We start from the raw sequence: 13,580 nt of genomic DNA on the forward strand, positions 1-13,580 counted from the left end.
ATTTAGAGGTATTTTCTAAAGACAAAAGGAAGCCACTAAGTGACTTCCTTCTAGAGTGAGGACAGATTAGTCTTCACCTTTGTTTTTCTTAATGATTTCTTCTTGTACTGACTTAGGTACATCTTCGTAGTGGTCAAATACCATCATGAATGTACCACGTCCTTGAGATGCAGAACGAAGAACTGTTGCGTAACCGAACATTTCAGCAAGTGGAACGTAAGCACGAACGATTTGGCTGTTACCATGTGCTTCCATACCATCTACACGTCCACGACGAGCAGTTACGTGACCCATAACATCACCGAGGTTTTCTTCTGGAACAGTGATTGTTACAAGCATCATTGGTTCAAGGATAGCTGGTTGTGCTGATTTAGCAGCTTCTTTAAGGGCAAGTGAAGCCGCGATCTTGAAGGCAGTTTCAGATGAGTCGACATCGTGGTATGAACCATCGTAAAGCTTAGCTTTAACGTCAACCATTGGGTAACCTGCAAGTACACCGTTAGCCATAGATTCTACCAAACCTTTTTCAACCGCTGGGATAAATTCACGAGGAACCACACCACCGACGATTGCGTTTTCGAATTCGAATCCTTTACCTTCTTCGTTTGGAGTAAATTCAATCCATACATCACCGAATTGACCTTTACCACCAGACTGACGTTTGAAGAATCCACGTGCTTGAGTAGAAGCTCGGAATGTTTCACGGTAAGATACTTGAGGAGCACCTACGTTCGCTTCAACTTTGAACTCACGACGCATACGGTCAACAAGGACGTCAAGGTGAAGCTCACCCATACCTGAGATAACTGTTTCTCCAGTTTCAACGTTTGTTTCAACGCGGAATGTTGGATCTTCTTCAGCCAATTTTTGAAGGGCGATACCCATCTTGTCTTGGTCTGCTTTAGATTTTGGCTCAACCATCAATTGGATAACTGGTTCTGGAACGTTGATTGACTCAAGGATGATTTTAGCTTTTTCATCTGTCAATGAGTCACCAGTTGTAGTATCTTTCAAACCAACGGCAGCAGCGATATCACCTGAGTAAACAGTGTCAATTTCTTGACGGCTGTTAGCGTGCATTTGAAGGATACGTCCGATACGTTCACGTTTACCTTTAGAAGTATTCAATACGTATGAACCTGATTGAAGAACACCTGAGTAAACACGGAAGAATGTCAAACGACCTACGAATGGGTCAGTCATGATCTTGAAGGCAAGAGCTGCAAATGGCTCTTCGTCAGATGCTGGACGAGTTTCTTCAGCGTCTGTATCTGGGTTAATACCTTTGATTGCTGGGATGTCAAGTGGGCTTGGAAGGTAGTCGATAACCGCATCAAGCATCAATTGAACACCTTTGTTTTTGAAGGCTGAACCACACAATACTGGGAAGAATTCAACGTTGATAGTCGCTTTACGGATACCAGCTTTCAATTCTTCGTTAGTGATTTCTTCACCTTCGAGGTATTTCATCATCAATTCTTCGTCAGTTTCAGCAACTGCTTCAATCAATTTTTCACGGTATTCTTGAGCTTGGTCAAGGTATTCAGCTGGGATGTCTTCTTCAAGGATATCCGTACCAAGGTCGTTAGTATAGATTTCAGCTTTCATCTTGATCAAGTCGATGATACCACGGAAGTCATCTTCAGAACCGATTGGCAATTGGATTGGGTGTGCGTTTGCTTGAAGACGATCGTGAAGTGTGCTTACAGAGTAAAGGAAGTCAGCACCGATTTTGTCCATTTTGTTGGCAAATACGATACGTGGAACTCCGTACTCAGTTGCTTGACGCCAAACTGTTTCAGTTTGAGGCTCAACACCTGATTGTGAGTCAAGAACTGTAACCGCACCGTCCAATACACGAAGAGAACGTTGTACTTCGATAGTGAAGTCCACGTGTCCTGGTGTGTCGATGATGTTTACGCGGTGGTTGTTCCATTGAGCTGTTGTCGCAGCAGATGTGATAGTGATACCACGCTCTTGCTCTTGCTCCATCCAGTCCATTTGTGACGCACCTTCGTGAGTTTCACCGATTTTGTGGATTTTACCAGTGTAGTAAAGGATACGCTCAGTTGTAGTTGTTTTACCAGCATCGACGTGAGCCATGATACCGATATTACGAGTTTTTTCAAGTGAAAATTCGCGTGCCATGAGGTTTGTTTCTCCTATTTATTTTTGATTTCTATTCTATTATAACACGATTTTAATAAAAACGGATAGGCAGGACCTACCCGTTCTCAATGTTTTCATGCTATTGTTGGTTTCAACTTACGAGATGGTAAGTTGAGTTATAGCTAATACTAATCGATTTAGCTAATTTGAACCCAGGCTAAAAGCTTGGAAAATAGATAAGCTCTCCTAGAATCTTCGATTCTTCGTCAAGCTTCCTAATTTTCAGTCGCTTTTTTAACGCCCTTAGTATCTTAATCTTACCAACGGAAGTGTGCGAATGCACGGTTAGCTTCAGCCATACGGTGAGTGTCTTCACGTTTCTTAACAGCTGCACCAGTGTTGTTAGCAGCATCCAAGATTTCTTTTGCAAGACGGTCTTGCATTGTGTGTTCACCACGAAGACGAGCGATTGTTACCAACCAACGAAGTCCAAGTGTTGTACGACGTTCTGGACGAACTTCAACTGGGACTTGGTAGTTAGAACCACCAACACGACGTGCACGTACTTCAAGTACAGGCATGATGTTTTCCATAGCTGTTTCAAATACTTCAAGTGCATCGTTACCAGTAGCTTCTTTGATTTGCTCAAAGGCACCGTAAACGATTGAAGCAGCTGTACCACGTTTACCGTCAAGCATAACGCGGTTGATAAGACGAGTAACTAGTTGTGAATTGTAAAGCGGATCTGGCAATACGTCACGTTTTGGAGCTCTATTTTTACGACTCATTTCTCTTTATCCCCTTTCCTTATGCTTTTGGACGTTTAGTACCGTATTTAGAACGGCCTTGTTTACGATCGTTAACACCTGCAGTATCAAGTGCACCACGGACGATATGGTAACGTACCCCTGGAAGGTCTTTTACACGTCCACCACGAAGAAGCACCACGCTGTGCTCTTGCAAGTTGTGTCCGATACCTGGGATGTAGGCAGTAACTTCGATAAGGTTGCTCAAACGTACACGAGCGAATTTACGAAGGGCTGAGTTAGGTTTTTTAGGTGTCATTGTTCCAACACGAGTTGCAACACCACGTTTTTGTGGTGAAGAAACGTTTGTTTGAACTTTTTTATGACTGTTATAACCAACGTTCAAAGCTGGTGATTTAGATTTTTCTACTTTTGATTTACGCGGTTTGCGAACCAATTGGTTAATTGTAGGCATCTACATTCTCCTGTGTTTTTTTATTTTTGGTGATGATACACTTGGTGACAGCTATCATCTGTGTGTACTTTTGCAACATTTGTCAGCACGTCCCTGTACACTCTTGAGAGACCAAAAGTAAAAAGTACCGTCTATTATTGTAACAAAATTTTCCACTAGTTGTCAAGATATTTTTCTTTTTTATTGTTAATTTTAGCTCTGTGTAACTTCTCAAAGTAACTTCCACTTGCCTATCCAAAGTGGAAGTTAGTCTAAAACGGATTTTTATGGTGGAATTAAGTGTGAGACGTTTGAGTTAGAAACGAGGTCTACTATGACAAAACATAAACACCTTACCCTTTCAGACCGTAATGATATCCAATTAGGTTTAGAGCGCAGTGAAACCTTCAAAGCGATCGGGCAACTTATTCTAAAAGACCCGACTACTGTTTCCAAAGAAGTCAAACGAAACAGACAAGTCCGAGAGTCTACAGGCCATAACCTTCCTTGCCCTCTACTCGACAAGGCTCCCTTTGTCTGTAACGGCTGTCCTAAAAGAAGACAAAATTGTGGATTTAAAAAAATCTTCTACCTCGCTAAACAAGCTCAAAAACAATACGAACAAACTCTTGTAGAAGCTCGTGAAGGAACTCCCCTCAATTCTAAGACCTTCTGGGACATGGACAAAGTCATTTCTGATGGTGTTAAAAAGGGACAACACATCTATCATATCCTCAAAACTCACAATCTTGATGTCAGCTCCTCAACTGTCTATCGACACATCCGAAAAGGTTACCTGTCTATCGCTCCTATTGACCTAACCAGAGCCGTTAAATTTAAAGAACGAAGAAAAAGTAAGCTACCTCCCATCCCTAAAGAAGCTAAAAAAGGCCGTTCCTATGAGGATTTCCTAAATTATTTAACCCTTAATCAACTAGACTCTTGGCTAGAAATGGATACCGTTATGGGCAGAATGGGAGGTAAAGTCCTACTCACCTTCAATCTATCTTTCTGTAACTGTATCTTCGCTAGACTGCTGGATAATAAAACTGCCCTTGAGGTTACCAAACACCTCTATGACATCAAGAACACTCTTCACCAAGCTGACAAAGATTTCTTCCAACTCTTCCCTGTCATTCTTACCGATAATGGTGGAGAGTTTGCAAGGGTTGATGACATCGAAATGGATGTGCGAGGAGAGAGTAAACTCTTCTTTTGTGACCCTAATCGCTCTGACCAGAAAGGGAGAATCGAGAAAAATCACACCTTGATTCGCGACATCCTAACAAAGGGAATTTCCTTTGACAACTTAACTCAAGAGGACATCAATCTCGTCTGCTCTCATGTCAACAGCGTCAAACGTGCTGCTTTGAATGGAAAGTCAGCTTATGAACTCTTTGCCTTTACTTATGGAGAAGAAATTCCTAAGCTTCTCGGCATTTCTAAAATACCTGCAGAAGACGTCTGTCAGTCTTCTAAATTACTCCAACATAAGTTCTAAAAACTAACCTAAAACCCTATTCAAACGTCTCACACTAACTTCCACCATAGCGGAACTTAATCTGAAACGCTTTCAGATAAGAGGATTTTGTGCGCTCTTTTTTTCGATTCATTTTGGCTACAAAAGCAATAAAATCAAGCATTAGTAAAACCAGTGGAACTTACCCTGACATGGATTTCCACTGGTTTTTACAATTTTTATCAGATTAACTTCCACTTCTACTAGCGGTGGAACTTAGTTTGGGAATTTACCAATTTTAGCTCTGGGTAACTTCTCAACGTAACTTCCACTTGCCTGACCGAAGTGGAAATTAGTCTAAAACGGATTTTTATGGTGGAATTAAGTATGAGACTTTCCGTTCCATCGTTGAGAATATGGGAAAAGGCCCGTCAACGATTTCAAAGGAAATTAAGCACAATCGCATCATGCATCCAACATCCGTCAAATCTGATTGCACGGATTGCACACTTCTCAAAAAGCTCCTTATGTCTGTAACAACGCGTTTTTCTCATACTAAAGGCTAGGTTGTGGAAAACTGGAAGTTAGTTTTATATTGAATTGAAATAAGACATGAACAAATCTATTGAGAAAGTCAACTTAATTTCTAGAAATGTTTTAATAGCAACAACGTACTATTCTAGTTTCAATCTGCTATAGAAGTTACCCTTTTCATTCTCTCAAAAGTCAATCATAAAAGAGGAGAAATCGAAGTTCCTCCTCTTCACTATTTACTATCGAATCAAGTAAATCAAATCGTTACTCATTCACAATTTTTTCATCAACTTTAGGGTTTAGAGTTGTTCCCCAATGTGTAATTGTACGCTGTTGTACTAGTGGTAAGTCTGTGCGGTTGTAAACTGTACGCCATGGTTCCCATACAAGACCCGTCTTTTCTTGAACCTTGATGCGAAGATTACGGACATTTCCTTTAAATTGAATCTCTGTTTGGAAACCTGAAGTTCTGTTTTTTCCGTTATCTTCCCATTGATGTGAACGGATTTCTGGATTTCCTTGTTCATCATATGTAATTTCATCCCAATAGATGTAGTAACGCGCAACATAAGCACCCTTATGATGAAGTTTCAAGAAGCCATTTTTGTAAGAAGTAACCTTCGTTTCGATATAGTCTGTACTATTTTGTAAAGTTGCTTGGGCATTATCTTTTAGGAAGGCAGTCTTATATGAGATTGGCACAGCTGGACTTTGAGCGCTAAAGTTAGCTCCTTCTCTGATGAGTTCCTTCAAGTTTTCGACTGTTCCTGTGACAACTTTGGCGGCACCGCTAGCATTACCTCCTACAATTACCGCTGTTACAGAAGTATTCTTCAATAGACGGCTCCATTCAGAATTTGGAGCAATTGTTGCGCCTTTGATAACCGCATTGATAGCTGCTTTTAATTCAGTAGACTTACTTGTTGACTCAAACTTAACATAGATTTGACGTCCGTAAGAAACGTTTGATACATATACAGGTGGAGTTTGTGAATCAACGCCTCTTTGTTTTAAATCTTCAGGTGTCACACTCTTGTCAAATACAGCCGCTGGATTGGTCGGTGCATCAAATGTCGCTGTATAGTAGATTTGTTTGAAGTTTACAACTTCAATTTGCTTTTCACCCTTTTGCACAGCCTCAAAGTCAATCTTGAGCGGTGCACCTGCTTTTTCAAAGTCTGCACCAAATTTTGCTTTCAATTGATTCATGCTATAGGCTGTAGTTGATTCATACTGAACACGGGCAGGAACGGAATGGCTAGATGAGTAATTCTTTGTCCATCTTTCAACCAAGGTATTCATCGCAGACTGCATACCACTAGTTGTAGGATCTGCTTCAATTCGGCTGTCAGACTGAATCATACCAGGTAAATCGACGCTGACTGTCCCCTTTGCACGGGCAAGACTAATCAATTCTGGCTGATTTTCTAGCAGATTTTGGTTTGCTTTATACAAGCCACCTAGGAAGACATTTTGATTTCCATTGATGGAAACATCTGCTGTGCCTGTAGAGAGGGTTTTCTTGATTTTTTCTACAACGACAAACTCTCCATTTTGTTCCTTAGCACTTGTGTTGTAGCGATTTTCTAAGGTTTCTCCCTTGCGAATTAAAATATCTAAAGGATTATAAGTTAAGCCAAAAAGGTAGTCTTTCAATGCTGATGTTTGATCTACTACTGGTGCAGTTCTATCCTGTCCAACTTGAGTTGTTGCTGAACGAAATACTTCCACTTCTGCCAAGCTCAATGGGGTATTTTTAGTTTTCAACTCCACTTTTACATAACGAGCGCCTTTGGCTGTGAAGAAAACTTCAAGTTCTGGCTTCCCACTCAAACTATCAAAGTGTTGACGAGCAACTTCTTGTTTTGCTTCATTTAACAAAACAACATCAAAATTAGAAAGACGATTAGCTACATTCCCATCTCCACGATTGTAAAGTTTAACTTTTCCAACATTCTCTGTTTTTCCAAGATCGACTTGCCACCAAGCATTGTCTTCAAAGTTTGTATGCGTTACAGAATGGTGCCCATAGTCACTATCAACATTACCATCCACTGCTCGTGTAGCAGCTCCTCCATAAGCAGTAGAACTTTGACTAGCTTGTTTTCCACGAGCGATGTTTTCTGTCTCAACTGGACGATTCCCTTGCTCTGTAGCCAAAGCTACTCCCTGAGCGCTCAATAAAAAGGCCGCAACAACAGCACTACACACACCGAGTCCACACTTTTTGACAAAGCGATGCAAACGTTTTTCTTGATTCATTCCTTATTCCTCCGTTTTTAAATGAATACGTTTTCCTATTTGTCTATAGTTTATCAAATTTCAAGTAAAAGTCAAGCACAAATCAGCAAAAAAGTCAAGAAAATAAGAAGAAAACGTTTGCTGAATTTTTCTGATATTTTCTTTAGATTTCCAGTAAATACTATAGTTTGGAAACTAGATAAAACTTGAGAAGGGCTAGCTTTTTCTCTTCCTATTTATAGTTTCACTAGATGAACTTTTTAAAGAAATATTAGAGAGCAATTTCTGAATAAAAATAGCTGGGAACATATCCTCTTCCTAATAATACGTCTTGTCTTATGTGACATTTTTATACTCTTCGAAAATCAAATTCAAACCACGTCAACGTCGCCTTGCCGTACTCAAGTACAGCCTGCGGCTAGTTTCCTAGTTTGCTCTTTGATTTTCATTGAGTATTATTTCCATTATTTATACTGATATATAAAATAATACGGAAAACTTCTCAAAAGTAAGAATTTCTTTGACAAACCAAAGAAAACGCTTGCATATTATTTTGCTACATGCTATACTGATATAGAAATTTATTGATTGGAGAATCATTATGAGAAAAACACCATCTCAAACTGAGAAAAAAATGGTCTACAGCATCCGTTCCCTCAAAAATGGAACTGGTTCTGTCCTTATCGGCGCAAGCCTTGTCCTACTTGCTATGGCTACGTCAACTATCTCAGCCAACGAAAGTACACTAACCACTAACGCAAGTAATAGTGAAACCACTACTGCCCTTGCCCAACCTCTTACTGATGCAACAAACATCGCTGGCAAGAACGAAAGCGATTTTTCTTCACCTAATAATGCAAACGCTTCCCTAGAGAAAACAGAAGAAAAACCTGCAACAGAGCCAACAACTCCTGCTGCAACTTCAGCCGATTCAGCACCACAAACCGGACAAGATCGTTCAAATGAGCCAACTACTTCTACTAGTCCAGTAGCAACTGAAACTAAGGCAGAAGAGCCAATCGAAGACAACTACTTCCGTATCCATGTCAAAAAACTTCCTGAAGAAAACAAGGATTCTCAAGGACTATGGACTTGGGATGATGTTGAAAAACCATCTGAAAATTGGCCAAACGGAGCCTTGTCCTTTAAGGATGCCAAAAAAGACGACTACGGCTACTACCTAGATGTCAAATTAAAGGGAGAACAAGCTAAGAAAATTAGCTTTCTCATCAACAATACAGCTGGAAAAAATCTAACCGGCGATAAATCTGTAGAAAAACTGGCACCAAAGATGAATGAGGCTTGGTTAGACCAAGATTACAAGGTCTTCTCTTACGAGCCACAACCTGCAGGAACTGTTCGCGTCAACTACTACCGTACAGATGGCAACTATGACAAGAAATCTCTCTGGTACTGGGGAGATGTGAAAAATCCAAGTAGCGCTCAATGGCCTGACGGAACAGACTTTACGGCTACAGGTAAATACGGTCGCTATATCGACATTCCTCTTAATGAAGCTGCGAGAGAATTTGGATTTTTGCTATTAGATGAGAGCAAACAAGGAGACGACGTGAAAATCCGTAAAGAAGATTATAAGTTTACAGATTTGAAAAATCATAGCCAAATTTTCCTAAAAGACGATGACGAATCGATTTACACAAATCCATACTATGTCCATGATATCCGTATGACAGGAGCCCAACACGTAGGCACTTCTAGCATTGAAAGTAGTTTTTCAACACTTGTTGGTGCTAAAAAAGAGGATATCCTCAAACACTCCAACATCACTAATCACCTGGGAGACAAAGTAGCTATTACTGATGTTACAATCGATGAAGCTGGTAAGAAAGTGACCTACAGCGGAGATTTCTCTGACACAAAACATCCTTATACCGTTAGCTACAACTCTGACCAATTCACTACCAAAACAAGCTGGCGTCTGAAAGATGAGACTTACAGCTATGATGGTAAACTTGGAGCTGATCTTAAAGAAGAAGGAAAACAAGTTGATTTGACCCTTTGGTCACCAAGTGCTGATAAGGTTTCTGTCGTTGTCTACGACAAGAATGACCCTGACAAAGTAGTTGGAACTGTCGCTCTTGAAAAAGGGGAAAGAGGAACTTGGAAACAAACTCTAGACAGCACAAACAAACTCGGAATCACAGATTTCACTGGATACTACTATCAATACCAAATCGAGCGTCAGGGGAAAACTGTTCTTGCACTCGATCCTTACGCTAAATCTCTTGCTGCTTGGAACAGCGATCTTGCAAAAACAGACGCTTCCCATAAAGTGGCTAAAGCCTCCTTTGTAGATCCAGCTAAACTAGGACCTCAAGACTTGACTTATGGTAAGATTCACAACTTCAAGACTCGTGAAGATGCCGTTATCTACGAAGCTCATGTGCGTGACTTCACTTCAGATCCTGCCATTGCAAAAGACTTGACCAAACCATTTGGTACCTTTGAAGCCTTCATCGAAAAACTAGACTATCTCAAGGACTTGGGTGTAACCCATATCCAGCTCCTTCCAGTCTTGTCTTACTACTTTGTCAATGAATTGAAAAACCATGAACGCTTGTCTGACTACGCTTCAAGCAACAGCAACTACAACTGGGGATATGACCCTCAAAACTACTTCTCCTTGACTGGTATGTATTCAAGCGATCCTAAAAATCCAGAAAAACGAATCGCAGAGTTTAAAAACCTCATCAATGAGATCCACAAACGTGGCATGGGAGCTATCCTGGACGTAGTTTACAACCATACAGCCAAAGTCGATATCTTTGAAGACCTAGAGCCAAACTACTATCACTTTATGGATGCTGATGGGACACCTCGAACTAGCTTTGGTGGTGGACGTTTGGGAACAACCCATCATATGACCAAACGACTCCTAGTTGACTCTATCAAATATCTAGTTGATACCTACAAAGTTGATGGATTCCGCTTTGATATGATGGGAGACCACGATGCGGCTTCTATCGAAGAAGCTTACAAGGCTGCACGCGCCCTCAATCCAAACCTCATCATGCTAGGTGAAGGTTGGAGAACCTATGCTGGTGATGAAAACATGCCTACTAAAGCTGCTGACCAAGATTGGATGAAACATACCGATACTGTCGCTGTCTTTTCAGATGACATCCGTAACAACCTCAAATCTGGTTATCCAAACGAAGGTCAACCTGCCTTTATCACAGGTGGCAAGCGTGATATCAACACTGTCTTTAAAAATCTGATTGCTCAACCAACCAACTTTGAAGCAGACAGTCCTGGAGATGTCATCCAATACATCGCAGCCCACGATAACTTGACCCTCTTTGACATCATCGCTCAGTCTATTAAAAAAGACCCAAGCAAGGCCGAGAACTATGCTGAAATCCACCGTCGTTTGCGACTTGGAAATCTCATGGTCTTGACTGCTCAAGGAACTCCGTTTATCCACTCTGGTCAGGAATACGGACGTACCAAACAATTCCGTGATCCAGCCTACAAGACTCCAGTAGCAGAGGACAAACAACCAAACAAATCTCACTTGTTGCGTGATAAGGATGGCAATCCGTTTGACTACCCTTACTTCATCCATGACTCTTACGATTCGAGTGATGCTATTAACAAGTTTGACTGGACTAAGGCTACAGATGGAAAAGCATATCCTGAAAATGTCAAGAGCCGTGACTATATGAAAGGGTTGATTGCCCTTCGTCAATCTACAGATGCCTTCCGACTTAAGAGTCTCCAAGATATCAAAGACCGTGTCCACCTCATCACTGTCCCAGGTCAAAATGGTGTAGAAAAAGAGGATGTAGTGATTGGCTACCAAATCACTGCTCCAAATGGAGACATCTATGCAGTCTTTGTCAACGCTGACGAAAAAGCTCGCGAATTTAATTTGGGAACTGCCTTTGCACATCTAAGAAATGCTGAAGTTTTAGCAGATGAAAACCAAGCAGGGCCAGTCGGAATTGCCAACCCTCAAGGACTTAAATGGACTGAAAAAGGCTTGAAATTGAATGCCCTTACAGCTACTGTTCTTCGAGTCTCTCAAAATGGAACTAGCCATGGGTCAACCGCAGAAGAGAAACCAGACTCAACCCCTTCCAAGCCTGAACATCAAAATGAAGCTTCTCACCCTGCACATCAAGATCCAGCTCCACAAGCTAAACCTGATTCTACTAAACCATCTGCAACAGTAGCTGATGCAGAAAATAAACCTAGCCAAGCTACAACTGGTTCACAAGCTGAGAAGCCACATAAGGACAGTAATACTCAATCACTTCCAGCTACTTCTACACAAGCTATTGTAACTTCCTACACCCCAGCTTATACAAATAAGAAATCGGAAACTCCAAATCAGACAACTAAAGCTAGTTGGAAACAAGAAAATGGCATCTGGTATTTCCATAAAGCAGACGGTTCTCTAGCTACTGGTTGGATAAAAGATGGAGATACTTGGTATTATCTAAAAGATGATGGCTCTATGGTTACTGGCTGGGTGAAAGATGGTAATGTTTGGTACTTCCTAAATAGTAACGGTTCTATGTCAACCGGTTGGGTTAAGGATGGAGATACTTGGTACTATCTTGAGCCATCAGGAGCTATGAAAGAAAATCAATGGTTTGAAGTTTCTGGCAAATGGTACTATGTTGATTCATCAGGTAAACTTGCAGTTAATACAAGAGTTGAAGGCTATTTGGTCAATGAAAACGGTGAATGGATTAGCTAAAACTGCTACTGTATAACCTTTGCATAGCTAGATATAACTAAGCTCAACGATCACAAACTCCTGTTGGCAGGAATCAGCCTCCTTGCCCTTCTAGGTCTCGGGTTCTTGCTAAAAAATAAAAAAGAGAACTAAACTAGCCCTCCTATAGAAAAATCCCCCAAGCATTAAGTCTAGGGGGATTGATTTTTGTACAATATTTGTGGTTATAATACATTTGATTAGTATTTTTTATTAAGCCTCTTTCATGGCAAAATAAGCCCTGACTTTGGATACTACTTGTGTTCCGAAGAGTTCAATAGCTCTTAGAACTTGTTCATGAGGCATAGAACCAAGCGGTAGATGGAGCATGAAGCGGTCCAATCCTAAATCCTCAATCATACGAATCAATTTTTCTGCCACCTGATCTGGATTTCCCACAAACATGGCGCCATTTGGTCCAACTTGCTCTAAATATTGTTCATAACGCAATTCCTGCCAGTGCGGGCGATCTTTGGAAATAGCATCCACTACTTGCTTGGTCGGATGGAAATAATCTTTCACAGCCTGCTCGCCATCTTCAGCAATCCACCCCCAAGAATGAGCCCCAACCTTTAACTCATTACTGGCATGACCCGCTTCGCTACCAATCTCACGATAAGCCTGAATCAACTTTTTAAAATAACGCGGATTCCCACCAATAATGGCATAGACAATCGGTAGACCTGCCTGAGCAATCTTCACTGTTGATTCGACATGGCCACCTGTCGCTATCCACAAGGGTAATTTGTCCTGAACTGGACGAGGATAAACTTCCTTGCCAGAGATTGTTTGGGTCAATCGCCCTTGCCAGTCTATCCTGGTCTTCTCATTGACTAACTGGAGCAAGTCTAATTTCTCATCAAAAAGGGCTTCGTAGTCTTTCAAATCATATCCAAACAAGGGAAAAGATTCCGTGAAAGAACCCCTTCCAGCCATAATCTCTGCACGTCCATTTGACAAAGCATCGATAGTGGCATACTGTTGGAACAAACGAATCGGATCCATGCTCGAGAGAATGCTGACTGCACTGGTCAAACGGATTTTCTTGGTATTGACTGCCCCAGCTGCCAGGACAATCTCTGGCGCAGATACCGCAAAATCCGCTCGATGGTGCTCACCAATCCCATATACATCCAAACCAACCTTGTCAGCCAGTTCAATTTCTGCCACCAACTGGCGAATACGTTCGGCATGACTGTAAGTTTGTCTAGTCCCTTCAAGCTCCGTTGTTTCCCCAAATGTTGAAATTCCCAATTCTACCATTGTAATTCCCCTTGTCTATCTCTGTCCTTC

The 13,580-nt window shown here is 41.2% G+C and carries 8 protein-coding genes and 1 pseudogene; 4 read left to right on the plus strand and 5 right to left on the minus strand.

What is annotated here, in order from left to right:
* Positions 1-66: 66 nt before the first annotated feature.
* The 3 genes from fusA to rpsL form a co-directional block, all read right to left on the minus strand.
* Positions 67-2,148, minus strand: coding sequence for an elongation factor G (gene fusA / locus OC529_RS07960; RefSeq protein WP_000090345.1), 2,082 nt, complete (start codon positions 2,146-2,148; stop codon positions 67-69).
* Between the two features lie 278 nt (positions 2,149-2,426).
* The gene (gene rpsG / locus OC529_RS07965; RefSeq protein WP_000087873.1) at positions 2,427-2,897 is read right to left on the minus strand and encodes a 30S ribosomal protein S7; all 471 of its coding nucleotides are present in this window, start codon (positions 2,895-2,897) and stop codon (positions 2,427-2,429) included.
* Between the two features lie 19 nt (positions 2,898-2,916).
* Positions 2,917-3,330, minus strand: a complete 414-nt coding sequence (gene rpsL, locus OC529_RS07970) for a 30S ribosomal protein S12 (protein ID WP_001142332.1) — start codon at positions 3,328-3,330, stop codon at positions 2,917-2,919.
* 313 nt (positions 3,331-3,643) lie between these two features.
* Between rpsL and OC529_RS07975 the strand changes: the two genes are divergently transcribed.
* Positions 3,644-4,810: an IS30 family transposase gene (locus OC529_RS07975; RefSeq protein WP_262081901.1), complete on the plus strand. Its 1,167-nt coding sequence runs from the start codon at positions 3,644-3,646 to the stop codon at positions 4,808-4,810.
* 338 nt (positions 4,811-5,148) lie between these two features.
* Positions 5,149-5,309, plus strand: a pseudogene (locus OC529_RS07980) (helix-turn-helix domain-containing protein); the annotation flags it as partial.
* A gap of 257 nt (positions 5,310-5,566) precedes the next feature.
* On the opposite strand, the gene OC529_RS07985 reads toward OC529_RS07980, so the two are convergent.
* Positions 5,567-7,564, minus strand: coding sequence for a thiol-activated cytolysin family protein (locus OC529_RS07985; RefSeq protein WP_262081902.1), 1,998 nt, complete (start codon positions 7,562-7,564; stop codon positions 5,567-5,569).
* 580 nt (positions 7,565-8,144) lie between these two features.
* Here OC529_RS07985 and OC529_RS07990 point away from each other — a divergent pair.
* Both OC529_RS07990 and OC529_RS11840 read left to right on the plus strand, forming a co-directional pair.
* Positions 8,145-12,269, plus strand: a complete 4,125-nt coding sequence (locus OC529_RS07990; RefSeq protein WP_316043905.1) for a pullulanase — start codon at positions 8,145-8,147, stop codon at positions 12,267-12,269.
* Positions 12,270-12,329: 60 nt separating this feature from the next.
* Positions 12,330-12,401, plus strand: coding sequence for an LPXTG cell wall anchor domain-containing protein (locus tag OC529_RS11840; RefSeq protein WP_173277222.1), 72 nt, complete (start codon positions 12,330-12,332; stop codon positions 12,399-12,401).
* Between the two features lie 99 nt (positions 12,402-12,500).
* Here the strand turns inward: OC529_RS11840 and OC529_RS08000 are convergent, their stop codons facing one another.
* A complete protein-coding gene (locus OC529_RS08000; protein ID WP_262081903.1) occupies positions 12,501-13,550 on the minus strand; it encodes an LLM class flavin-dependent oxidoreductase in 1,050 nt (349 codons plus the stop codon).
* Positions 13,551-13,580 lie beyond the last annotated feature (30 nt).

Source organism: Streptococcus sp. Marseille-Q5855 (assembly GCF_946901985.1).
In the GTDB taxonomy this organism is placed as follows: Bacteria; Bacillota; Bacilli; order Lactobacillales; family Streptococcaceae; genus Streptococcus.